Below are 24,220 nucleotides of genomic sequence, written 5' to 3' on the forward strand. Positions count from 1 at the left end.
CATATATTTAATTATTAAGTTCAAAATTTATACATGAACACCAAAAAAGAAATCCTAATTGGCTTTATGGTAGGTATTATCGCAAATACCATAGGCACGTTACTATACATACTTTTATTCTCAGATTTAAGTATCGCTGAAACTTATGCTGCGGCAGTTGCACAAGAACATGTTGGTAGTCTTTTAGCATTAGGAGCTGTTTTAAATTTAATTGCTTTTTTTGGATTTTTAAGGATAAAAAGAGACAACAGAGCAAAAGGAGTTTTGTTAGCAACCATTATAACTGCTTTTATAATTCTTTACTACAAAGTCTTTTAAAATGAAGTATTATATCATTGCAGGAGAAGCATCGGGTGACCTACATGGATCCAATTTAATTAAGGCATTAAAAATCCAGGATGACAATGCTGACATACGCTGTTGGGGTGGTGACCTAATGCAGCAAGCTGGTGGAAATCTGGCAAAGCATTACAAAGAATTGGCCTTTATGGGTTTTTTAGAAGTGATTCTGAATTTGAACGCCATCTTTAAGAATATAAAATTTTGTAAACAGGATATTTCAGAATTTAAACCTGATGCCATCATATTTATTGACTATTCTGGTTTCAACTTAAGAATTGCAAAATGGGCCAAATCGAAAGGTTTCAAAATTAACTACTATATCTCTCCTCAAATATGGGCATCAAGAGAAGGTAGAATCGAAAAAATAAAAGCGACGGTAGACCACATGTATGTCATTCTTCCTTTCGAGAAAGAATTTTACGAAAAGAAACATAGTTTTCTCGTCAATTTTGTCGGCCACCCCTTACTTGACGCCATATCAAATAGAACCGAATTAAATGAAGCTGCATTTCGGTCCACTAATAATATCGACCCGAACAAACCCATTATCGCTCTATTACCTGGAAGCCGTAAACAAGAAGTACAAAAAATGCTCGCGTTAATGCTTTCGTTAACTAATGATTTTTCAGAGTATGAATTTGTTATTGCCGGGGCACCAAGTTTAGATAAAGAATTCTACCACACTTTTTTAAAGGATGCCAATGTTAAGTTCATTCAAAATAAAACGTATGATTTACTATCTGTATCAACTGCCGCACTAGTTACTAGTGGAACCGCTACTTTAGAAACTGCACTATTCAGAGTACCACAAGTTGTTTGCTACAAAGCGAATTGGATCTCTTACCAAATAGCGAAACGAATTATTACTTTAGAGTATATTTCTTTGGTAAATTTAATAATGCAGAAAGAAGTAGTGAAAGAATTGATTCAAGATGATTTTACTAAGGAAAATTTAAAAAAGGAACTATCATCGATACTCCATGGAGAAGCAAGGGCAAATCAATTGGCTGCCTATGATGAACTTATTACCAAATTAGGTGGCTCTGGAGCTAGTGCACTTGCTGCTTCGTTAATCATTGAAAATACCAAAATCGATTAGGTTTCTTGTTTTTATAAAATAATTCTATAATTTTAAAGTTCATATACTAAAGGGAACACCTTGTATTTATGCGCATACTACCATATTTTCTTATCGTCTGTTTTTTAGCGAGTTGTGGCACAAGTAAAAAAACAAGTAGTTCTGATAAGGAACGAAAGATTTCAGTAGCTGCTGCTAACAATGCCAGAACTGGCACTGTTGTAGTGACTAAAACACCATCTGAACCACGAGTTACGACAAATTACAATGTAACCAAAGCCGACGAAATCATTAATACCGCTCTTTCGTTTTCAGGAGTACGTTATAAATTTGGAGGAACCACCACTAGAGGCATGGACTGTTCTGGCTTATTATATATATCTTTTGGTGAACATGATGTTCAATTACCCAGAACCTCGTTTCATATGGCTGAAGAAGGCCATCGCGTTACCGTCAAAAATGTAGAAAAAGGTGATCTATTATTTTTCAAGACCAGTAGAGGCTCTAAACGAATTAATCACGTAGGTATGGTAGTCGGAACCGAGAATGATGAAATAACTTTTATTCATGCATCTACATCACGCGGGGTAACTGTTTCATCGTTACGAGATGGATTTTGGAATCAAGCTTTCGTAAAAGCAACAAGAATTTTATAGGATGAAACTTTTAGCGTTTATTCCTATAAAATTAACGCTGCTACTTATCCTCGGAATTATAATTGGTCACATGTGTTCCATCGACTCGTTTTATTTCCTTATTAGCACACTTTCTTTATTTGTACTGCTAGCTGCCATATTTATTTTTGAAAAGAAAACCAATACAAAGTTATTTGGCTTCATTGCTGCCTTATCCTTTATTTCGCTTGGCATTTATAGCTACACCTCATCACAACCAATAAATCACTTCAATCATTACAGTAAGATAACATCTGCAGAAGATGGGATTTGGACGCTAAAAATCAATGAAGTTTTAAAACCGAATAAGTACTCACATCGTTATTTTGCAACAGTCGAAAGTGTTGGTAACAAAAAGGCTTCTGGTACACTTTTAATCACTATACCCAAAGATTCTACTATTACTTCATTACAAGTTGATGATGAATTCTTGACATTCGCTAAGATTCGACCTATTAGTGAACCTTTAAATCCGCATCAGTTTAACTATAAAAAATACTTAGAAAATTTAGGGGTTTATCATCAGTTAAGAATTTATTCAAATCAATTTGTAGCAGTTCACAATACTAAAACCACCTTCATCGGAATTGCGTCAAAAGCGAGAACCAACATCATTGAAAAACTTAAAACTGAAAATTTCGGGGCAGATGAACTCGGGGTCATACAGGCATTATTATTAGGTCAGCGTTCAGATATTTCTGAGGAAACCTATACCAACTACCAAAAAGCAGGTGCCGTACACATACTAGCTGTTTCAGGACTCCATATTGGTATTCTACTACTGTTAATTCAATTCTTATTAAGTCCGCTGAAGCACATTCCAAAGGGCAGAACAATCATATTATTACTATCTGTATTATTTCTTTGGGGCTTTGCTTTTCTTGCAGGTTTATCGGCAAGTATTATACGCGCCACCACGATGTTCACTTTCGTAGCCTATGCGCTATACTTAAATAGGCCGAGTAACTCATTCAATATTTTAGCTTTATCAGTGTTGTTCATTCTACTTTTCATTAACCCGAATCTGTTATTTCAGGTTGGGTTTCAAATGAGCTACGCGGCTGTATTCGCTATATTATGGATTTTCCCTTTACTCAAAAAACTGTGGTTTCCGAAAAATAAAATTATAAGATATTTTTGGCAACTTCTTTGCGTTAGCCTGGCTGCTCAATTGGGCGTATTGCCCATCAGTTTATATTATTTTCACCAATTTCCAGGGTTATTCTTTATTTCTAACTTAATCATTGTGCCAGCTTTAGGTATAATTTTAGGTTTAGGTATTTTGGTCATTTTCCTTTCGCTGTTAAATTGGTTGCCAACACAACTAGTATGGTTATACAACAGTATAATAGGCTTAATGAACAACCTTATCGGTTGGGTAGCTAAACAAGAAAGTTTTATATTCAGTTCTATTTCTTTTGATTTCGGACAACTCATCCTATCCTTCATAGTACTTGTATCGTTTGTAGAGGCGTGTTCTCATATAACTTATAAACGCATTGCTTTTTTCTTAATCAGTTTGATATGTTTTCAAGGATGGACTTCCTATCAAAAATTCGAATCCTCTAAAAAACTGGAAGCAATCGTTCTACATCAAACCAAGAATAGTGTTCTTTTTAATAGAAGTGGAAATAATTTGATTATTTTAACGAACCAAATCAAAAAGGCTGATAATATGATTTCAGATTACAAAACAGCTGAACGAATAGCATCGGTACGTTTTGATTCTTTAAAAAATAGCTACTCCCTGCTAAATACATCGTTACTTATTTTGGATAGCACAGGTATTTATCCAAAAAACGAATCAATAAATAAAATTCTACTAACACAATCACCCAAAATTAATCTTGAGCGTTTAATAGATAGTATTAAACCAAATGAAATTATAGCAGACGGAAGCAATTACAGAAGTTATATCGACCGTTGGAGAATTACCTGTCTAAAATATAAAATCCCTTTTCACTATACTGGTGAAAAGGGAGCTTATTATTTTGAGTAAATATAATTAATGCACTTTACCCATTAATTTTTTAATTAATGGCGATGCTAAAAGTACTACTGCCCCAGCACCTAAAGCATATTTGGCAATTAGCATAAAACCATCGGTGTACACAGTCAAGGTCTCAAAACCTCCAACATTTTTATCTGTACTCTCAATTGCTAACTGCTTACCTATAAAACCTACAATTTGAAACGCAAAAGCCGATGATAAAAACCAAACACCCATAATAAATGCAATTAAACGTAAAGGCGCTAAATCTGTCATTTTAGACAAACCCACAGGAGACATAAACAACTCCCCCACTGACAATAAGAAATACATTAATAATAAATATGCAAAAGGAACAAATCCGCTTTCATTTGCACTACCTCCACTTAATGCTAGTACATAAAAACTAATACCTGCAAAAAGTAATCCAAGACCAAATTTATACGGCGTTCTAGGATTCCATTTCTTTTTACTTAACCAGGTCCACATCATAGAAATCGGAATCGCCAATATAATAATGAACATAGAGTTCAATGAATTTGTTTGAGCTGCAGACATAATCCCATCTAAATCGATATTACGAGCTGCGAACAAGGTAATAACACTACCCGACAATTCATGAAAACCCCAAAATATAGTCATGAAAAACGTAAGTAATACCGCTACAAATAACTCTTTTCTTTCTGTAACCTTTGCTCTGTACATTTCATAAGCCAAGTATGCAAGTACAGCAATACCAATTCCTGTAAAGATTACATTCACAATATTTTGGTCTGCAAACATACCATCTGTTGCGATAGCCTTATAAGATGATAATAATACAGCAATTAAAGGGGCAGAAAGTACTGCAAGTACAGGCACAAGAACTCCTTGTTTAATACCTAATACTTTTTTGTTCAATACATGTTCATTCGGAGGTAAACCCCTATTCCCAAATACATTTTTCTTTATACCTCTCCAAAAGACTATTAAACCTGTTAACATACCTATACCTGCAAGGCCAAATCCATAATGCCAGCCATATGTAGCCGCTAACCAACCACATAAAAGAGGTGCAACCCAACCACCAATATTTATACCCATATAAAAAATAGTGAACCCTGAATCTTTTTTAGGGTCTCCCTTTTCGTACAATGTGCCTACAAATGTTGAAATATTAGGCTTAAAAAAACCATTACCAACTATAATTAGAGATAGGGCAAAAAAGAAGGCCATATCATCTTCAATTGCCAAAACAAAATGACCAATAGACATAAGAATACCGCCTAAAAAAATAGAATTTCGCATTCCTAATATCTTATCAGACAATTTTCCGCCAATAACAGTAGAAGCATATACTAACGAACCATAAGAAGAATAAACAGCAGCAGTAGCGTAATCTCTTTCTGCCAATGCTTGAAATATTACATCTATCATGTAAAGCGTGAGCAGCGCACGCATTCCGTAGAAGCTAAAACGCTCCCATAATTCTGCAAAAAACAAATAAAATAAGCCTTGGGGATGCCCAAAAATCTGCTTTTGGTCTGAAAATTCAGTGCTTTCGGTCATATTTAAATTAATTTGGTTAAAGTTTTTCTTTTATAAAATTGGTCATTTTTGTAAACAGGTGAATTCTCGTATTTCCACCATATATACCATGGTTCTTATCAGGATAAATTCCCCAATCGAACTGCTTATTTGCCTGTATCAATGCTTCAATCATTCGCATAGAATTTTGCACATGTACATTATCATCACCGGAACCATGAATCAACAAGAAATTTCCTTCTAATAATTCAGGATAATTAAATGGTGAATTATCATCATACCCACTTGGGTTTTCAGCCGGCGTACGCATAAAACGTTCTGTATAAATCGTATCATAAAAACGCCAAGATGTTACCGGTGCAACGGCTATAGCTGTTTCGAACACATCGTTACCTATTAGAAGACAGTTGGTTGCCATATGACCACCAAAACTCCACCCCCAAATACCAGTCCGTTCTTCATCAATATAATCTAACTCGCTTAATTTTTTTGCTGCTGCAATTTGGTCTTCTGTTTCATATTTCACCAAATTCATATAAGTGACTTTTTTAAAATCGCTGCCTTTGAAACCAGTCCCCCTACCATCTACACAGGCAACTATATAGCCTTCTGACACTAACATTTGATGCCAGTAATCATTAGCTCCCATCCAACTATTAGATACATTCTGTGATCCAGGGCCGCTATATTGATACATTAATAAAGGATATTTTTTTGATGGATCAAAATCCTTTGGCTTAATCATGTACATGTTAAGATCATTACCATTAATGGAGATTGTAGAGAACTCTTTCGGACTTGTCACATACCCTTCCAATCTTTGAAGTAGTTGTTGATTATCTTTTATATCTTTTATTTTTTTGCCATTTATCGCTTGATGTAGCGTAAAAACCGGTGGTATTTCAGCGTTTGAAAATGTATTGATGAAATAGGTAAAATCAGCACTAAAAGATGCATTATTAGCACCTTCAGTAACCGCTAACGCTTTTTTATCGTCACCACCACTTCCAATATTATATACACCTCTATTTATAGAGCCATTTTCTGTAGACTGATAATATATTTTGTCCTCGTTTTGGTCATACCCATAATAGTTCGTCACCTCCCAGTCACCTTCGGTAATTTGGTTCATTAATTTACCGTCTTGATTGTACAGGTAGATATGATTCCATCCATTACTTTCACTTGACCAGATAAAACTATCATCTTCTAAAAAAGTCAAATTATCTGTGATATCTACGTAAGCATCATCTCTCTCTTCCAGTAAAATTGAAACTTCTCCTGTTTTGGCATTTACCGTTTGTAGTTTCAAATGATTCTGATGGCGATTCAAAGTTTGCACGCTCAACCTATCTTTATGATTCTTCCATTTAAGACGAGGTACATAATACGCATCTCCTAAATCAATATCAGAAATTTTACTACTGGCAACATCTAAAAGGTGTAATGTCACCAAAGAATTATTCTCTCCTGCCTTTGGGTATTTAAAAACATGCGGCTGTTGATACAATCCGGTTCCATAAACATCCATAGAAAATTCAGGAACATTGGTTTCATCAAAACGAAGAAAAGCTATTTTAGAACCATCGGCATTCCACTCGAAAGCACGTACAAATGAAAATTCTTCTTCATAAACCCAATCTGTAACTCCGTTTATTATTTTATTCTTAACCCCATCTACAGTAACCTGTTTGGTTTCACCTGTTGAAATATTAAACAGATAGATATTATTATCCTTTACATATGCAACTTGCTTTCCATTTGGTGAAAGCATAGGCTCTTGAATTTTTGCATCACTAATTCGAACTACGTTTTTGGTGCCTATATCATAGACATAAAATATACCTAAAGTAGATCGTCTGAATATTGCTTCTACCTCTGTAGATAGTAATATCTTTTTTTCATCTGCACTAAAACTATATGCTGAAAAATAAGGAATATCATATAAATCTGCAGATGATACTATAGTCGAAACCTTTTTCAAGGTTTTGTAATCGTATTTATCAATTGTTGATGATTGATTTAATCTATTCATATTGAGAACCGTATACTGCGTGCCATTATTCATCGACCGCAATGCATCCATCCCTTCAGTCCTAAAAGCACCTTGATAAATTTCCGTTATCTCAATTTGTTTCTCCTGTGCCCAAGTAAATACATTGAAAGCAATTAACATCAATGTAAATAAGTGTGTTTTTCGCATAAAAATTAGATTTTTGTTAAATCTCTCAAGTTTACTACAATTTCCTTAAAAAACCACGATTTCATCGAAAAAGAAACTGCTTTTAACGCTTTCGCCTCTATATATAGGTTCATGCCAATATGCTTATATTTACTTCCATAAAAAACACAGGGCTTTTTATATAAATGCCGTAAAGTGATATCAACCTTTAGAAGAAAGTTACACCTAAATGACTGAGCCGATTAGTGGTTTTTCCAAACTTACGAAAGAAGAAAAAATAGATTGGGTTACCACCTATTTTACCCAAAATAAAGAACAATCAAAAAAAATATTGCAAACCTATTGGAATCAAAATTCTAATATACAGCAGTTGCACGACGAGTTTATAGAGAATACCCTCACTAACCTTTACCTACCATTGGGCATTGCTCCAAATTTTTTGATTAACAATAAACTGTATGCCATACCAATGGCTATTGAAGAAAGTTCTGTAATTGCAGCTGCCAGTAAGGCTGCTAAATTTTGGTTAAACAGAGGTGGATTTAAAACAGAAGTTCTTGGAACCGAAAAAGTAGGGCAAGTACATTTTTTATTTAAAGGTGATTTTGAAAAGCTTAGCTCATTTTTTACTTATTTAAAACCAAAATTGCTAACAGAAACCGCATCCTTTACCACAAGCATGGAAAAAAGAGGTGGTGGTATCAGTGATATTGTTTTAAAAAATAAAACTTCCGAACTTGAGAACTACTATCAACTGCATGCTACTTTTCAGACTAAGGATGCAATGGGAGCAAACTTTATTAATGGCTGTTTAGAGCAATTCGCTACAACTTTGAAATCAGAAGCTTCCTTTTATACTAGTTTTTCTGAAGAAGAAAAGAATGTGGAGGTCATAATGAGCATCTTGTCTAATTATGTACCCAATTGCACAGTACGCGCTCAAGTTAGCTGCCCTGTAGACGAGCTAAAATTAAATGCAGACCTATCTCCACGACATACAGCAGAAAAAATAATACAAGCCATAAAAATAGCACAGATAGAACCTTATCGTGCGGTCACACACAATAAAGGTATCATGAACGGCGTCGATGCCGTCGTTTTGGCGACTGGTAATGATTTTAGAGCCGTAGAGGCTGGTGTTCATGCTTATGCTAGTAGAAATGGCCAATACAGTAGCCTAACACATGCTGAAATAGAAAACGGAATATTCACATTTTGGATTGAACTACCCTTGGCATTAGGAACGGTTGGCGGGTTAACCAATCTTCACCCGCTAGTTAAATTGAATTTGGAAATTCTTCAAAGTCCTTCTGCGGAAGAACTGATGCAAATAATAGCCGTTGCGGGACTCGCACAGAATTTTGCAGCAGTTAGCTCATTGGTTACTACAGGTATTCAAAAAGGCCATATGAAAATGCACTTGTTAAACATCTTAAATCAACTAGGAGCCAATGAAACAGAAAAAGCTACTATGGTTGAATATTTTAAAACTAACCCAGTAACTCATCACGGTGTTGAGATACAACTGAACAATCTTAGGACGTAAGCTTTTACCTATGACCAAGGAATACTATAGCAATGGAAAATTATTACTAACCGCAGAGTATGTAATTTTAGATGGTGCCAAAGGGCTAGCTTTACCTACCAAATTCGGACAGTCTTTAAGTTTACAAACTTCAAATTCAGAAAATTTCATTTGGAATAGTTTAGACGAGGATGATAATATTTGGTTTAGCTCTGAATTTTCAAAAAACAATTTAAAAACAATATACACTTCTGATATTCATGCATCAAATAGATTATCTCAAATTCTTTTAGAAGCACAAAAGCTAAACCCTTCCTTTTTACCATCTTCCACAGATTTAAATTCGGCAGAAGCGAAACTAACTTTTCCGAGAGATTGGGGTCTTGGCTCCTCTTCTACCTTAATTGCCAATATTGCCCAATGGGCAGATGTTAATCCATATCGTTTATTAGCAGCCACATTTGGTGGTAGCGGATATGATATTGCCTGCGCTAATCATAATACTCCAATATTATATCAAAGAAATGAATTCGAACCCACTGTAAGCGAGGTCGATTTTCAACCTAATTTTTCTGATCAGCTATTTTTTGTATATCTCAACCAAAAGAAAAACAGTCGTGATGCTATCAACAGTTATAGAAATTTAGATTTTGATAAACCTTCTTTAGTTTCTAAGATCAACGACATTACCTATAACATATTAAAGTGTGAAGATGTACAGGAATTTGGTTTGCTACTAAATGCGCACGAAGCAATATTATCGGAGACCTTAAAAATACCCACAGCAAAGGAAAGCCTATTCTCAGATTATAAAGGGACTATAAAAAGCTTAGGAGCGTGGGGAGGGGACTTTGTACTTGTCGTTGGCAGCGAATCAGAAATGAGCTACTTCAAGAACAAGGGATACTCAACTATTTTATCGTACAAAGAAATGATACTATAAAAAAAGAGCATCCAAAACGGATGCTCTTTTTTTATATGAATTCTTACTTTCTCCTATTAGTAGAAAGTAGCTCTTTTATCTTCAATTTTAGCAGCATCTTTTAACGCGTTGTATACCGAAGTATTTACACGACTTGCAGCACCAGTTTTTAATGCATTTGCATAAACACTGTAATTATCCAATTTTGGAGCTTCTGTTTTCTTAATGATTTCGATTTTAAATACTCCTGTGTTTCCTTCAATCAAACCTGAAACAGCTCCATTTGCCATACCGTAAGCTGTACCTACAACAACTGGCTCGCTACCTGCCCCAGGAATAGTTGGTGACTTAACCGTAAGTGCCGAGGCATTAGAAATAGAAACAGTATTATCTGAAGCAATAGTGCTCATATCTTTTCCTTTATTTGCAGCTATGATTTTTGCCGCTTTACGTTCTTTTCTAATAATTGGCAAAACCAATACAGATGCATCCTCTGCACTCATTACACCTGCTGCATAACTACCCGTAAGTTGAACAACTGCATAACCGTTATTGATATTAAAACGTTTAACATCTCCAACTTCAGTATCTCCATTGAAAGCCCATTGCACAATATTTCTTTGATTCGTTAACCCAGGAAGGTTCTCATCTAAAGCTTTTATCTTATTTACTGGACGAACTACGAATTCCTCTTTTTTAGCCAATGCTGAAAAAGCACTTTCATCTTCGGTAGTTTCCATTTCAAATTTAGTAGCCTTAGTGAACAACGTATTTATTGTCTCTTCAGATGCTACAATTTCTCTAGCGATAGTAGCTATCTGTACTACATCTTCTTTATCATCAACTTTAATGACGTGGAACCCAAAATCAGTCTCTACTAAACCAATAGCACCTTCATTATTATTAAATGCAAAATCATTGAATTTAGGCACCATCACTCCTCTTTGGAAATACCCTAAATCGCCTCCTTGCGGGGCTGAAGGTCCATCAGAGTTGTCTCTTGCCAATTCTGAAAAGACTACGCCAGATTTTTTAGCTTCCTTAAGTAATTCTTTCGCTTTAGCTTCTGCTTCTTCCTTTGTTCTTGTCACTTCAGGGTTAGCTCTAGTAGCTCCTGTGTAAGCTAAAAGTATATGGCTTGCCTTTACAGAACCGTTAGGCTTTCTACTTATCATCTTAGAAATCTTATAAGAACCACCATCTTTATAAGGGCCATAAATCTGACCAATATTCAAGCTCATTAAAGTATCGGCAACACTAGAAGGTAAATTCTTTTTAGCTTTATAAATAGTATCAAACTTGGTATCAGAATTTCTATCTAAAAAAGCTGTTACATCTTTCGTATTACGAAAACCTCTTATGGTATCGTTACGATCAGTTTGAGAATTGTACTCTATAGTATCATCCAAAAGTTTAGAAATAGCATCTTTAATAGCCGTTTCATCAGCTACAGAAGGTTTCTCTTCAAAGTATACATATTGTAGATCCCTTGCTGGATCTTGCTTATACTCTTCTTTATGGTCGTTTACGTAATCGGCTATTTCACTTTTGGTAACTGTAATTGAACTATCCGGAATTGAAGTGTAAGGCACCCTTACATACTTAATATCCATTTTTTCGTTCGCCAACTTATAATCTAACTCACCTTCTTTCAATGTTGCACCAACACCAGCCTTTACCATATTAAAGTAAGTCTGTTCTTTAGCCAATTGAATAATTTCATTCTCTGTTTGTAACCAAGCTTCATATTGCGCTGGATTATTCACTTTCCAATCTGCCACAGTCTGCTTAAAGATGTTTGGGTCAAACTGTCCATTTTGGTTTTGAAACTCAGGATTTTGAGCATATCCTGTTGTACGAAGAAAATCAACAATCTGATCTTGTTCGATCCCTATTCCTAAATCTTCAAATTGCTCACCTAATACGTTCTTTCTAATTGTGTTCTCCCAAACCTGGTTAACAACCTGCATAGACGAAGCAGTTGGACCTACTCTTCTTGAAGCTGTCTCTACCTCTTGTCTAAATTCATCAATAGAAATATCCTCACCATTTATCTCGGCAACGGACGAACCTACTTTTTCACCTCCAAAATTGCTACTGGTAAATACACCAGAAATAACAAATGCAAAAAGCGCCAAACCTATAATTAAGATCAACACTGTTGTACGTTTCCTTATATTTTCTAATACTGCCATTCTATATTAACGTTTAAAATAATCGTTTGTGGTTATTGGGAGGCAAAACTACCATTTTTAATTGAAATAATAAAAACTAAAAAGACTCCTAATTTATTGATTGATGCACTGTTATTCTTCTTCCAAAAGTTCTATAGATACTAAATCAATTTTTGTGTTCGAAACTTCTAAAACGGTAAACTTATAAGGATCTATAGTAAGCTCTACTTCTTTATCTGGTATTTCGCCTAATGTATGTACTAAAAGACCTCCCAAGGTTTCAAATTCATCTGACACCGGAAGTTCTAATTTATAATTTTCATTGATGTAATCTACCTCTAGACGAGCCGAAAAAAGAAAATGTCGATCATCTACACGTTCTTCACGCAAATCTGTAGTATCGTGCTCATCTTCTATTTCACCAAAAAGCTCCTCAACAATATCTTCTACGGTTACTAGACCTGAAGTGCCACCATATTCGTCTAAAACCACCGCTATACTTTTTCGCTTTTTCATCAACGTATTCAAAATATCTTGAATTAGCATAGTTTCTGGCACGAACTCAACAGGAAGTAATATACTTTTTAAGGTCTTAGGCTTTTTAAAAAGTTCATAAGAATGCACATACCCAATGACATTATCTACAGTATCATTATATACCAAAATTTTAGAATAACCTGTTTCGGTAAACAGTTTTGCCATGTTCTTTGGCGTCTCGTGCATTTCAACAGCAACTATCTCAGTTCTAGGAACCATAACTTCTCGAGCCTTAACAGCTGCAAATTCTAATGCATTCTGAAAGATTTGAATTTCGGTATCTACTTCGTCTTCAGCTTCTACCGCTTCCATTTGCTCTGTTATATAATCACCTAGTTCTAGCTTACTAAATGCTAACTGAACTTCATCACCTGAAGTCCGAAAAACATATTTCAAAATTAAATCTGAAATCCAAATAATGAAATCTGATACAAAAGAGAATAATATATAGAACAGAAAAGCTGGTATTGCCAGTAATTTCAAAAGACTATTGGCATAAATCTGAAACAATACTTTCGGAAGAAACTCCGCCGTTATTAAAATAATAAAGGTAGATATCACAGTTTGGGTTAAAAGACTGAAATCTGTAATTAAAATCTTTAAAATAGCATTTTCAGGTGCCATGCCCGTAAACCAGTTCATGAGAATTTCTCCCATAAAAAGGCCATAAATAACTAAAGCTATATTGTTGCCAATTAGCATAGTTGCAATAAATTTCGATGGTTTCTTAGTTAGTCTGGTGAGCACCATGGCCAAAAAACCTTCTTGCTTTTTCTCTATTTCGATATGTATTTTATTTGCAGAAATAAATGCAATCTCCATTCCAGAGAAAAATGCTGAAAAAACTAACGAAAGAATAATGATAATACCGGCTGTACCCACTACTCCTTATTATTATCTCGCTTTCGCTGTTCAAACTTTTTCCTATAGTTTCTTCTAAATAAAAACATACCAATAGAAACTACTGCTGTGAAAATGAAAAAATAGTCTACACTTCCATTGGAATTCCATTCAGAAATAATTCTAAAAATTGAAAAACCTGCTACTAAGATATATAGGTACTCTGTATACCTTAAAATATTAATCATCATTTTCTTCTTTAATCAACATTAGACCATACGTTTTATGTGCATTCAAAAATTTAAGATCTTTTTGAATATCCATTCCTTCGCCATCCATCACCGTGCCATCATCTGGATTGGTAAACTTAAACTTTTCTTGGGTAAATGCCCACTCATTGCCACGGTCATAATACAATTGAGAAGTCTCCAATTTTTTACCATCATCCCCTTTTATGAGCACATTTCCACGCAAATCTACAATAGATGTCGCAGAATACAATACTCCATAATCAGCCTCTATTGTGGTTTTTTCATTTTTTTCATTAAAAATCTCCACTAATAAACCTTCTGGAAAGGTTTGATATGGAAATGTAAGTTGGTCAAAATCATTACGAATAGGACCAGACAAAATCGCAAGCACTTTAGAAGTCCCCACATCTTCTGAGCCCAACTTTTCAGGAGACTCGGTATATGTAAGCACAAAATCTTCAACAACACCTCTAGGATAGACTTTTTTAGCTGCCTCACCGCCTACTCTTTTATAATTATCCTTACAAGATGAAAAAAGCATTGCCATGGTACATACCACGGCAATGCTTTTATAATTAAAGATTTGTATCATTTTTACTATAACGATGGTACCTTAATACTACCTCCTGCCCAGCAAGAGAAAGAAACTGTTTTACCAGCCATACCTGAACTAAAAATCATCTCTTTAGATGGTGCTTTAGCTTGGTAGCTATTTGCCGCCTGACTAGCAGAACCACTTAATGATGGATCTACCCTACCTGCCTTTCTTGCCATATCAGCTGCTTTCCAATATATAGCTCTTTTTTCGAATGTAGTACTACCACAATCATTGGCACTGGTAGCGTACAAGTTAGCAATCAACAAATAAGCACGACCATTTGATGGATTCGCATCGATAGCTTTTTGAGCATAGCTACGTGCAGTAGATTTACTTCCTTTTCTTTTATTAATTACTGCAACCTTATAGGCTATCTTAGATTTCTTATCATTATTTGTTTCTAAAGTCAAAGCCTTATCGAAATCAACAAGTGCACCTTTCGTATCTCCATTCTTCATTTTTAAAGTACCACCATAAACATAGGCGTCTGCAGATGGATCTAATGCCAATTGAGCTTCGAATAATTTCTGAAACAATGGATCATCTGTACACTCTTTGTTAAACATAAGACCTACTGCTCTTTTTACCCAAACAACATCACCTTTCTTCTCTTCAAAACTCTTTTCATATAAAGGAATCAAGTTGCTACAGTCTGCTAAAGGACCTAATTTAGAATCGATACTACCAGCAATTTTACCGTAAACTTCAGAATAAGAATTATAAGACTTTAAACGAGATTTCTCTTTAGAAGTCAATGTACCAGCCTCCTCTTTTGGTAAAAGTTTAGAGATCTTACCAGTAATTTTTTCATTTTCTGATTCAATCTGCTCCGTTACAGCATCATAAACATCAAAAACTTCTTGTAAATCTTTCTTACCAGCTTTGTTTAAATCAACTAAACTAGAGAAGTATATATATAATGCTTTTGGATTTTTGAAATTTTCTTGATCTTTAGTAAATGCCTCACTTAACATGCTATACATCTCAGCATCATCGGCCATTTTATTATCATACTTCACTAATGCTTTATCGACCATGGTTTCTCCCATACTCGTCTTTGAAGCAAAATGTGTCATTTTATTATCATAAAGACCCATTAACTCGTTAGCATACTTTTCTTTATCAGCACCTGATGCTTTATCAACTTTATCCTTAAGTATACGTTCACCATATACATAAATCGCATTATTTAATTGAGGACAAGTTTCATAAACCATTTTCCACGGTTCATAAGCCGCGTCATAATTTTTAACTTTTGCATGTTCTGAAAATATAGACAAATTCGTCATACATTCAGGGTTCTGAGCCTGTGCATTACTTACCCCCATCATCCCAAGGAACATAATTGCCGTGAAGTAAAGTTTCGATTTCATTTTTTCTCTTTTTAAAGTGGTTAATGTACTAAATTTTTATTAATTGATTTTTCTTTTCTGGAACCAACGATCGTTTAATGAAAGACCTACATTAAATTTAAAATAGCTTTCTTCTATTAGATTCGCTTTAGTTGTTCCTCTTCGTCCAATTTCAAATCCTAAATTAAGATTAGAGAAACTTCTACCCAGTGGTAAACCTAATCCAAAAGTTATGCCAAAGTTATTTATATCAACATCATTAACCATCATTCCTGTCTTTTCCAAACGCAACCCAGCACGGTAAGTCATTCGTTTTAAGTAACTTGCAAACGAATCATGATCAGGTGTAATAAAAGCACCTAAAGCATACGAACTTGCATCACCATACCGTATACTATCTGCTCCTAGAAAGGTATTTTCAAAAGAACTCATTCCTTGAAAACTATATTCAGCACCTACAAACCATTTAAAATCCTCACCATAACCAAGGCCTAAAGTAGTTGTTGTTGGTATTTTTAATTCTGTATTTTTTAAGTTTTGAGAAACTAAATCAACTTCTACTTCTTCAATATTGCCACCTGTCGCAATCGAAAAAGAACCTATTTGTCTATCGTTGTGAGATACAAGATTACCTTGTGTGTTTACACGTATAGAGGAATGAAACCGATACCTTCCTTTTACTATTGGCGAATAATTCAACGCATAGTTAAAATCGAAGCCATTAACTCTAGAACTACGCCTATCAAATGTACCAAATTGAACCCCGTCTATTTGTTGTAACCGTTCATTATCTAAAGTACCATAGTTAAAATTAACCGTCGCCCCAATGCTTAAATCTTTTAAAACCTCATAACCAATGGAATAAAAAACACGTGTTAACCCACCCTCTCCGGTGTAAAGATTAGTCAAAGAACCACCTGAATTAGTTTGCTCGTCTATGAGATTATACCCCACAGAAGACAAAGGCATAATACCAAAGCCCATACCTAAACCTTTACCTAGACTAAAGCCCAAAGCCAAGTAATCTAAACTGGTTATTGAACTTTTCTCTTCTTCGGTATAACTTTTAAGCTGATATTGTTTATTGGAAACTCCGGCAGTATAGGTCACAAGACCTTCTCTATCCATTACCTCTAAACCTAATTTACCGTAAGCAGCAGGGTTTTTTAAATTAAGATGGATGCTATCTGCATAAACGCCGATACCTCCCATCATTTGATTTTCTACTGTACTGACGTTCTTTAAATCACCTATTCCAAAAAAAGAATAGGGAGAAACAGTACCATCTTGAGCGTACATACCCACAGTGAATATGTATACAATTGCAATTACAATTTTTCTGATCATTTAGTGCTTGTTGTATTCTAGCAAATAATTAAGCCCTTTCAGGAGAAATTTAGAATCCGCAAATATGGTATTTTTTAATCGTTTAGACAAAAATAGTGTATCACCCCCTGTTAAAATAATTGTTAAATCTTTAAAACGAGACTTATATAGGTCAATGACACCCTCAATTTCAAGAATAACACCATATATAACCCCACTATGCATACAGTTATCTGTAGTATTGCCAATATAATCTAACAGCTCCTTTTTCTCCAATAAAGGTAACTTAGCGGTTTGATTATGCATTGCGCTATATCTCATTTGAACTCCGGGAGATATAGCACCGCCCAAATATTCATCAAAATCATTTATCATATCATACGTAATACAAGTTCCTGCGTCTATTATTAAGTTATTGTGGTGAGGATTATTATAATAGGCAGCAGTCACGATCGCCAAACGATCAACTCCGAGAGTTTGTGGAGAGGCATAAGAGTTCTTAAATGGCACTTTTGAAGTGTTTGAAAGCTCATGTACCTCACAAAAAATAGCCACAACGTTCATTTGTTCCTTAGAAAGCGCCCCAACACTTGAAACAATTGCAAATTGAATTTTTGGATACTTTTCAAAAATATTTTTGACCGCCGCCACAAAATCATGTGTAGCAACAGACTCTAAATGAACGATTTCCGCCTTTTTAAATATCGCCAACTTTACACTTGTATTGCCGGCATCTATGATCAAATTCATGTTACAAAGATTATAAATTAAAAAAACAATTCGCTTTTTTTATGAATTAGTTTGTAAATCATAAAATTGAAATTATATTTGCAGCCGCTTATAGCGACATGGTGCCTTAGCTCAGTTGGTAGAGCAATGGACTGAAAATCCATGTGTCCCTGGTTCGATTCCTGGAGGCACCACAATAAATCCTTACTTAACGGTAAGGATTTTTTTGTTTATATACTTATCTTCAACTATTGAAAATGTAGAAATTGTGATATACATTAATGAAGATAGTTTGGCTATTGTACTACAAGATTACTCCGAATCTAAAGGATGGTTCAAAAGCGACGAACAAATTACTAGCATTGCCAAAGCTGGTGAGGGCAACATGAATGTGGTACTTCGAGTAACTACCAACTTGCGCTCTATTATTGTAAAACAATCGAGACCTTTTGTTCAGAAATATCAAAACATACCTGCCCCGATAGAAAGAATTGCTGTTGAACATACTTTTTACAAATCCATTCAAAATAGTTCAATAAATCATTACACCCCAAACATTTTTGGGTTTGACCCTGAATCTTTTATTTTAGTTATGGAAGATTTAGGCGATTGCGATGACATGAGTTTCATTTACCAAGACCGGACTATCAGTGATCAGCATTTCAATAAACTTATTACTATTATCAGTGGAATTCATGGCACGTTACCTCCAAGCGATTTTCCTGACAATATAAAAATGCGCGAGCTTAACCACCAGCATATTTTCATTCTGCCTTTTCTTACCGATAATGGCTTTTCTCTTGACGATATTCAACCAGGGCTGCAGCAACTATCAATGCCTTACAAAGAAGATGTTATTCTCAAGAGGCAAGTAACTTCAATTGGGGAGAAATATTTATCAAATGGCCAAACCCTTTTACATGGCGATTATTATCCCGGTAGCTGGATGTCAAAAAATGACAGTCTTTATATTATTGACCCAGAATTTGGTTTCATTGGCTTCCCTGAATTTGACCTTGGGGTAATGGCGGCGCACTTAATAATGGCTACCGATGATAGTTCATTTATTGAAAGAATTGAAAAAACATATCCTAAACCAATAGATATAGAGCTACTCAAGAAAATCGCCGGTATTGAAATAATGAGAAGATTGATAGGCTTAGCACAATTACCTTTAAATAGGACGTTAGCCGAAAAAACACTTTTATTACAAATGAGCAAAAACATGATATTATCATGAAATATTCCTATATCCTTATCTTAATTTTCATTGTTGGATGCAAAAATAAAGCTGAAAAATTTGACATTCCCGCCCCGACAAGTAGTGCTTATTTAGCTGATAAACTAAAATTAGAAGATTCGGTATATTATGACAAGGTCTTAGGCGCACTTGTTGGGTCAGCTATTGGTGATGCAATGGGTGCTTCTACCGAAATGTGGCACCGAAAAGACATTCAACTAAGCTATGGTTATATTAATGGGCTAACCCCAGCTGTACGAGAACAATCTCCTGAAGGCACTTGGGAACATAATTTATTAGCCGGCGCAACTACCGATGACACACGTTGGAAGAGTTTAATGGTCCATTATTTTAAAGCGAATGGGAATGCTATAAATCCAGATAATTTCACCCAATTCATTATTGACTATTACAGCACTATAACCAGGTCACTTGCAAATAAAGATATTCAGACAAATACTGATATGCTTGACACACAAATTGAAAAAATAGACTGGGTAAAAGAATGGGCAAGAGTAGCCATGGCTTATAAAAAAGACAACGATTCTTACCTTCAAGCACAAAATCGTTTTTATGGTGGTGAAATGTCTTGTGCGGGGCAATTGTACTCACCAATGATCGGACTTATAACAAAATCGCCTTTAGAGGCTTACCAAAAAGCATATGACCTTAGTCTTTTCGATATTGGTTACGCTAAAGATATTACGGCTTTGGTTTCAGTAATGACCCATATGGCCATGAGAACGCAAGAATTAGATTCTATTATGAATGCCCCAAAATTCATAGATCCTATTGGGTATGCCGATAGTAGACTGGTTGGGCGCATACCAACAACAATTTTAGATGTGGCACAAAAAAATGTACGTCGGATAAACGAACTTATACTCATTGATTCTTTACTATTGAACAACACCATTTTTAAAGTACCAACAGGATACCCCGGAACGAAAAAAGATTGGATACGTCAAGAAATGCTTTATCAATTATTAGAAAAAGATAAACGTGGAATTGCTTTTCACTCGGCAGAAATTTGGCAAATATTAGTCACAGGCCTTGAATTTGGACACGGAGATTTTGAAAAAACGATACTGTTCATAGTTAATTACGGTCGCGATAATGATACCGTTGCAGCTGTAGCAGGTATGATATTAGGTGCTAAATTAGGCTACAAAGCCCTTCCCCAAGAATTGAAAAAAACGATCTTAAAGGTCAACAAAGAAAATTTGGGTATTGATTTAGAAGCTTTGGCGAAAGAAATGGTTCAATAAAAGATTAATCCCAAATACGTTCTATTTTATGCTCCGTAAGGTCATCGATTTTCAAATTCTCATCTGAAGTATTTATAATGGTCATTGCCGTGTAAAAATCAGTAGGGAAAAGTTGATTTGTAATTACATACTGTCCGCCATTCATAAACATTTCTATTGACGAATGATCTAACAGTATTAATATCTCAACAGGCTCATCAGGTAAATTCGGAATTTTCATTTGTTGAACACTAGGAGCAAAATCCTCACTGAAATCAATTTTACCCGATTTTCTTCTGTCGAAGTTGACCATTTTTTTATCACCGTCGATTTGAATACTCAAACTATCACCACTGTCATTACTAAAATACATGTGAACATTGGGGTCATTTAAGGTAAACTTTAACTGACTCTGATTACTATATTTCAGGGGAATTACTCTCTTTCTATTTTCCTGTATATTTAATTCGCTTTCAGGATAAGCTAAAGCAACATGCCTATCAAAATTAGCTACAGGAAAATTGAATAACGATACTTCATCTCCTATTCTGCGCAATGTCAATTTTCTAGGCACTGTCATAGCGCTTCGCCATTTTTCAGTTGGTGTATCTCGTGCATAATCCCAATTACTCATCCATCCAATGAAAATTCGTTCATTACTCGGGGCATCGTTATAAGTAACACCTGCATAGTTATCCCGACCTAAATCTATCCATCGAGATTCTACTTGATCTGTTGTAAATGTTGTCCCATCAAAATCGCCAATAAAGTATTGTGTTCCACTACCTCTATTTGGCGCACCAGGGTTAATACTTATTAAAAGCACCCATTTCTCTTCATCACTGCCTTCAATTTTTAAAGGAAATAAATCAGGACATTCCCATACCCCACCATGTGCTCCCTTGTCTTTTCCAAACTCACTTACTTTTTTCCATTCCTTTAAATTAAGTGAGTTCCATATCTGCAAATGATTTCCTGCTACTAAGAGCATCGTCCAATTTTGTTCTTTATCATTCCAGAAAACTTTTGGATCCCTAAAATCTTTAATTCCATCGTTACCGATTACAGGATTTCCCTCATATTTCGTCCAACTATCCCCATCATCTAAACTGTAGGCAATACCTTGTGTTTGAAAATCCTTTTTACCAGATTGTTCTCCTTTCATATCATGATACGTGAAAATGGCAACCATTGCAGGCTTTTCTTTTGTACCAAAGCCAGCTGTATTCTCTTTGTCGATTACAGCGCTACCAGAAAATATTAATCCGTTTTCATCTGGAAAAAGCGCAATAGGCTTATGCTTCCATCTTACCAAATCTTTACTAACCGCATGCCCCCAATGCATAGGGCCCCAAACCGTACTATCTGGATAATACTGATAAAACAAATGGTAAATTCCCTTATGATAAACTAGGCCATTTGGATCGTTCATCCACTTTTCTTCTGGTGTAAAATGAAACTGAGGCCTATACTTTTCCGTATAATAAGAAACAGCCTCTTCAACTGATATATTTTCATTTCTTTTCATTTCTTGTTTACAACTGAAAATGCTTAACACGAAACCTATCAGCGCTAGCCATATCCATGCTTTTCGAAAAGTTTTAACCATAAATTCACAATTTTAATAATATTCCCTGGTATCTAAAAACAGTACCTTTGTAGCCATGAAGTTAATCAATATTCACCTATTATTTAGTTTACTTCTCTTCATATGTTTTTCAAAGAACAGTTGGGGACAAGGTGATATTGATCGTGTTTTAAAAACTTGGAACAAAGAGACAATACCCTATATCTATCCTGAAAATTTACCGATGTCAGATTCAATTCTTTATTTGGATACTCGGGAAAAAGAAGAATTTGACGTCAGCCATTTAAAGGATGCTTTGTGGGTAGGATATAAAAAATTTGACGAAGAAAAAATTCTCGAATCAATTCCAAATACGGCACAACCCATTATTGTTTATTGTTCTATTGGTGTGCGATCAGAAAATATTGGCGAAAAATTGAAGAAGCTTGGTTATACAAACATTCTAAATTTACATGGTGGTATTTTTGAATGGAAAAATAAAGGTGGCGAAGTATTTAACGACAAAGAAATAGTAACCGATAGTGTTCATGCGTTTAGCAAGCATTGGGGAAAACTATTGCATCAAGGAATAAAAGTCTATTAGTTAGTATAAATTAAAAAAATACTTTGGGAATATTACAAAATAACAGAGAAGAACGAGACGAGAAGGTGATTGATTTCACCTTAGCTAGTTCTAAAAATTTACTATTGATTTTTACGAGAAATCCCGAACTTGGTAAAGGAAAAAGACGATTAGCGGCTACTGTTGGTGACGAATCTGCATTGAATATTTATCAGTTCCTTCTCAATCATACCGTTAAAATTACAAGTAACTTATACGCTGAAAAGCTCGTGTACTACTCTGAAGAAATTTGGCAGAATGATATTTGGGACAATAAACGTTTTGGAAAAAAATTGCAGACAGGCGTCGATTTAGGAGCTCGAATGGCAAATGCATTTCAAGAAGGCTTTCAAAACGAATTTCAAAAAATCATTATCATTGGCAGTGATATGTTCGATTTAACGCAAGAAGATTTAGAAGAAGCATTTAAGGCATTAGAAACTAATGATTTTGTAGTTGGGCCTGCAGAAGATGGCGGCTATTATTTACTTGGGATGAAAAATTACATGCCAAAACTTTTTAAAAATAAAGATTGGGGCACAGATTCGGTTTTAAAGGATACACTAGATGACCTGAAAGACAAAAAAACTGCCCTTTTAGACATAAGAAACGACGTAGATTATTACGAGGATATAAAGGACATTAAAGCCTTTGAACCCTTTTTAAAACATATAAATTCATGATTAAAGAACAATTATTAGAATCTGTAGCTTACCTTAAAAACAAAGGATTTGACAACCCAGAAATCGGAATCGTATTAGGCACTGGTTTAGGTAAATTGGTGGACAATATCGAAAACCCTATTGAAGCTCACTATAACCATATCCCTTTTTTTCCATTGGCAACTGTTGAGTTTCATACTGGTAAATTAGTATACGGCACCATTTCAGGGAAAAAAGTAGTTGTGATGCAAGGTCGTTTTCATTTATATGAGGGCTATGATTTTTTAGATATCACCTACCCTATTCGTGTTATGCACATGTTGGGTATTACTAAACTCTTTATTTCAAATGCTGCAGGCGCCGTTAATCTTGACTATAAAAAAGGCGACATGATGCTGATTGAAGACCACATTAACTTACAAGGCGGTTCGCCTCTGGCTTTCAAAAATGTTGGTGAATTTGGAGAGCGTTTTGCAGACATGTCCGAACCTTATGATTTAGATATGCGAACAAAATTAATGGCCATCGCCAAAGCCAATGACATTTCTTTAAAAACAGGCGTATATGCTTCTGTAGTAGGTCCTCAACTTGAGACTAAGGCTGAATATAGAATGATAAAATTAATTGGGGCCGATGCCGTAGGTATGAGTACTGTACCTGAAGTAATTGTGGCCAACCATTTATCATTACCTATTGTCGCCGTATCTGTATTAACTGACGAATGTGATCCTGACAATCTAAAGCCAGTAGATATTAGTGAGATTATTGCCATAGCTGAAAAAACCGAGCCTAAAATGGTGAAATTGTTTCAAGAATTAATCAAGCAACTGTAAGT

21 protein-coding genes and 1 tRNA gene are annotated in these 24,220 nt (G+C 35.0%); 12 read left to right on the forward strand and 10 right to left on the reverse strand.

What is annotated here, in order from left to right; translation table 11 throughout:
• Positions 1–33: 33 nt before the first annotated feature.
• From AAC084_RS16595 to AAC084_RS16610, 4 genes are all read left to right on the forward strand, one after another.
• Positions 34–318: a hypothetical protein gene (locus AAC084_RS16595; protein WP_339841338.1), complete on the forward strand. Its 285-nt coding sequence runs from the start codon at positions 34–36 to the stop codon at positions 316–318.
• A 1-nt stretch (position 319) separates the two neighbouring features.
• A complete protein-coding gene (gene lpxB, locus AAC084_RS16600; protein ID WP_339841339.1) occupies positions 320–1,441 on the forward strand; it encodes a lipid-A-disaccharide synthase in 1,122 nt (373 codons plus the stop codon).
• Positions 1,442–1,509: 68 nt separating this feature from the next.
• Positions 1,510–2,076: a C40 family peptidase gene (locus tag AAC084_RS16605; RefSeq protein ID WP_339841340.1), complete on the forward strand. Its 567-nt coding sequence runs from the start codon at positions 1,510–1,512 to the stop codon at positions 2,074–2,076.
• Between the two features lies 1 nt (position 2,077).
• The gene (locus AAC084_RS16610) at positions 2,078–4,093 is read left to right on the forward strand and encodes a ComEC/Rec2 family competence protein (RefSeq protein WP_339841342.1); all 2,016 of its coding nucleotides are present in this window, start codon (positions 2,078–2,080) and stop codon (positions 4,091–4,093) included.
• 6 nt (positions 4,094–4,099) lie between these two features.
• Here AAC084_RS16610 and AAC084_RS16615 read toward each other — a convergent pair whose 3' ends face one another.
• Together AAC084_RS16615 and AAC084_RS16620 are read right to left on the reverse strand one after the other, a co-directional pair.
• Entirely contained in the window at positions 4,100–5,632 is a 1,533-nt protein-coding gene (locus AAC084_RS16615) for an oligopeptide:H+ symporter (protein WP_339841343.1), read from the reverse strand.
• A gap of 16 nt (positions 5,633–5,648) precedes the next feature.
• Positions 5,649–7,814: a S9 family peptidase gene (locus AAC084_RS16620; RefSeq protein WP_339841344.1), complete on the reverse strand. Its 2,166-nt coding sequence runs from the start codon at positions 7,812–7,814 to the stop codon at positions 5,649–5,651.
• A gap of 208 nt (positions 7,815–8,022) precedes the next feature.
• Between AAC084_RS16620 and AAC084_RS16625 the strand changes: the two genes are divergently transcribed.
• Both AAC084_RS16625 and AAC084_RS16630 read left to right on the forward strand, forming a co-directional pair.
• Positions 8,023–9,339 carry a hydroxymethylglutaryl-CoA reductase, degradative gene (locus AAC084_RS16625; RefSeq protein WP_339841346.1) on the forward strand — a complete coding sequence of 439 codons (1,317 nt, stop codon included), beginning with the start codon at positions 8,023–8,025 and terminating at the stop codon, positions 9,337–9,339.
• A gap of 10 nt (positions 9,340–9,349) precedes the next feature.
• Positions 9,350–10,261, forward strand: a complete 912-nt coding sequence (locus tag AAC084_RS16630) for a GYDIA family GHMP kinase (RefSeq protein ID WP_339841347.1) — start codon at positions 9,350–9,352, stop codon at positions 10,259–10,261.
• Positions 10,262–10,317: 56 nt separating this feature from the next.
• Here the strand turns inward: AAC084_RS16630 and AAC084_RS16635 are convergent, their stop codons facing one another.
• From AAC084_RS16635 to AAC084_RS16665, 7 genes are all read right to left on the reverse strand, one after another.
• On the reverse strand, positions 10,318–12,435 hold the full coding sequence (locus tag AAC084_RS16635) for a peptidylprolyl isomerase (protein WP_339841348.1): 2,118 nt from the start codon (positions 12,433–12,435) through the stop codon (positions 10,318–10,320).
• A 111-nt stretch (positions 12,436–12,546) separates the two neighbouring features.
• On the reverse strand, positions 12,547–13,833 hold the full coding sequence (locus tag AAC084_RS16640; protein WP_339841349.1) for a hemolysin family protein: 1,287 nt from the start codon (positions 13,831–13,833) through the stop codon (positions 12,547–12,549).
• A complete protein-coding gene (locus AAC084_RS16645) occupies positions 13,833–14,042 on the reverse strand; it encodes a hypothetical protein (RefSeq protein WP_339841350.1) in 210 nt (69 codons plus the stop codon). The genes AAC084_RS16640 and AAC084_RS16645 overlap by 1 nt, the downstream gene beginning before the upstream one ends.
• Positions 14,032–14,634: an LPS export ABC transporter periplasmic protein LptC gene (lptC, locus tag AAC084_RS16650; protein WP_339841351.1), complete on the reverse strand. Its 603-nt coding sequence runs from the start codon at positions 14,632–14,634 to the stop codon at positions 14,032–14,034. The genes AAC084_RS16645 and lptC overlap by 11 nt, the downstream gene beginning before the upstream one ends.
• Before the next feature lie 5 nt (positions 14,635–14,639).
• A complete protein-coding gene (locus tag AAC084_RS16655; RefSeq protein ID WP_339841352.1) occupies positions 14,640–16,013 on the reverse strand; it encodes a hypothetical protein in 1,374 nt (457 codons plus the stop codon).
• A gap of 39 nt (positions 16,014–16,052) precedes the next feature.
• A complete protein-coding gene (locus AAC084_RS16660) occupies positions 16,053–17,339 on the reverse strand; it encodes a hypothetical protein (RefSeq protein ID WP_339841353.1) in 1,287 nt (428 codons plus the stop codon).
• Entirely contained in the window at positions 17,340–18,068 is a 729-nt protein-coding gene (locus AAC084_RS16665) for a type III pantothenate kinase (protein ID WP_339841354.1), read from the reverse strand.
• Positions 18,069–18,168: 100 nt separating this feature from the next.
• Here AAC084_RS16665 and AAC084_RS16670 point away from each other — a divergent pair.
• The 3 genes from AAC084_RS16670 (at position 18,169) to AAC084_RS16680 (ending at position 20,555) form a co-directional block, all read left to right on the forward strand.
• Positions 18,169–18,241 (forward strand) — tRNA-Phe (locus AAC084_RS16670).
• A 74-nt stretch (positions 18,242–18,315) separates the two neighbouring features.
• On the forward strand, positions 18,316–19,287 hold the full coding sequence (locus AAC084_RS16675) for a phosphotransferase (protein ID WP_339841355.1): 972 nt from the start codon (positions 18,316–18,318) through the stop codon (positions 19,285–19,287).
• Positions 19,284–20,555 (forward strand): ADP-ribosylglycohydrolase family protein, encoded by a 1,272-nt coding sequence (locus AAC084_RS16680; protein WP_339841357.1) that lies wholly within the window; start codon positions 19,284–19,286, stop codon positions 20,553–20,555. The genes AAC084_RS16675 and AAC084_RS16680 overlap by 4 nt, the downstream gene beginning before the upstream one ends.
• Positions 20,556–20,559: 4 nt before the next feature.
• Here AAC084_RS16680 and AAC084_RS16685 read toward each other — a convergent pair whose 3' ends face one another.
• On the reverse strand, positions 20,560–22,143 hold the full coding sequence (locus AAC084_RS16685) for a glycoside hydrolase family 32 protein (RefSeq protein ID WP_339841358.1): 1,584 nt from the start codon (positions 22,141–22,143) through the stop codon (positions 20,560–20,562).
• A 55-nt stretch (positions 22,144–22,198) separates the two neighbouring features.
• Here AAC084_RS16685 and AAC084_RS16690 point away from each other — a divergent pair, with 55 nt between their 5' ends.
• The 3 genes from AAC084_RS16690 to AAC084_RS16700 are packed head-to-tail and all read left to right on the forward strand — an operon-like array spanning position 22,199 to position 24,218.
• On the forward strand, positions 22,199–22,705 hold the full coding sequence (locus AAC084_RS16690) for a rhodanese-like domain-containing protein (protein WP_339841359.1): 507 nt from the start codon (positions 22,199–22,201) through the stop codon (positions 22,703–22,705).
• Positions 22,706–22,734: 29 nt separating this feature from the next.
• A complete protein-coding gene (locus tag AAC084_RS16695) occupies positions 22,735–23,406 on the forward strand; it encodes a TIGR04282 family arsenosugar biosynthesis glycosyltransferase (protein WP_339841381.1) in 672 nt (223 codons plus the stop codon).
• Positions 23,403–24,218 carry a purine-nucleoside phosphorylase gene (locus AAC084_RS16700; protein WP_339841360.1) on the forward strand — a complete coding sequence of 272 codons (816 nt, stop codon included), beginning with the start codon at positions 23,403–23,405 and terminating at the stop codon, positions 24,216–24,218. The genes AAC084_RS16695 and AAC084_RS16700 overlap by 4 nt, the downstream gene beginning before the upstream one ends.
• Positions 24,219–24,220 lie beyond the last annotated feature (2 nt).

It is taken from the genome of uncultured Maribacter sp. (assembly GCF_963977385.1).
In the GTDB taxonomy this organism is placed as follows: Bacteria; Bacteroidota; Bacteroidia; order Flavobacteriales; family Flavobacteriaceae; genus Maribacter.

Excerpts from the sequence above, each read along its gene's own strand:
- AAC084_RS16665 (WP_339841354.1), bottom strand. The coding sequence starts at position 18,068 with ATGAATTTGATCATAGATGCCGGCAATACAAGTGTAAAGTTGGCGATA.
- AAC084_RS16625 (WP_339841346.1), top strand. The coding sequence starts at position 8,023 with ATGACTGAGCCGATTAGTGGTTTTTCCAAACTTACGAAAGAAGAAAAA.
- AAC084_RS16605 (WP_339841340.1), top strand. The coding sequence starts at position 1,510 with ATGCGCATACTACCATATTTTCTTATCGTCTGTTTTTTAGCGAGTTGT.
- AAC084_RS16700 (WP_339841360.1), top strand. The coding sequence starts at position 23,403 with ATGATTAAAGAACAATTATTAGAATCTGTAGCTTACCTTAAAAACAAA.
- AAC084_RS16660 (WP_339841353.1), bottom strand. The coding sequence starts at position 17,339 with ATGATCAGAAAAATTGTAATTGCAATTGTATACATATTCACTGTGGGT.
- AAC084_RS16680 (WP_339841357.1), top strand. The coding sequence starts at position 19,284 with ATGAAATATTCCTATATCCTTATCTTAATTTTCATTGTTGGATGCAAA.
- AAC084_RS16620 (WP_339841344.1), bottom strand. The coding sequence starts at position 7,814 with ATGCGAAAAACACACTTATTTACATTGATGTTAATTGCTTTCAATGTA.
- AAC084_RS16655 (WP_339841352.1), bottom strand. The coding sequence starts at position 16,013 with ATGAAATCGAAACTTTACTTCACGGCAATTATGTTCCTTGGGATGATG.
- AAC084_RS16615 (WP_339841343.1), bottom strand. The coding sequence starts at position 5,632 with ATGACCGAAAGCACTGAATTTTCAGACCAAAAGCAGATTTTTGGGCAT.
- lptC (WP_339841351.1), bottom strand. The coding sequence starts at position 14,634 with ATGATACAAATCTTTAATTATAAAAGCATTGCCGTGGTATGTACCATG.
- AAC084_RS16635 (WP_339841348.1), bottom strand. The coding sequence starts at position 12,435 with ATGGCAGTATTAGAAAATATAAGGAAACGTACAACAGTGTTGATCTTA.
- AAC084_RS16595 (WP_339841338.1), top strand. The coding sequence starts at position 34 with ATGAACACCAAAAAAGAAATCCTAATTGGCTTTATGGTAGGTATTATC.
- AAC084_RS16610 (WP_339841342.1), top strand. The coding sequence starts at position 2,078 with ATGAAACTTTTAGCGTTTATTCCTATAAAATTAACGCTGCTACTTATC.
- lpxB (WP_339841339.1), top strand. The coding sequence starts at position 320 with ATGAAGTATTATATCATTGCAGGAGAAGCATCGGGTGACCTACATGGA.
- AAC084_RS16685 (WP_339841358.1), bottom strand. The coding sequence starts at position 22,143 with ATGGTTAAAACTTTTCGAAAAGCATGGATATGGCTAGCGCTGATAGGT.
- AAC084_RS16630 (WP_339841347.1), top strand. The coding sequence starts at position 9,350 with ATGACCAAGGAATACTATAGCAATGGAAAATTATTACTAACCGCAGAG.
- AAC084_RS16690 (WP_339841359.1), top strand. The coding sequence starts at position 22,199 with ATGAAGTTAATCAATATTCACCTATTATTTAGTTTACTTCTCTTCATA.
- AAC084_RS16645 (WP_339841350.1), bottom strand. The coding sequence starts at position 14,042 with ATGATGATTAATATTTTAAGGTATACAGAGTACCTATATATCTTAGTA.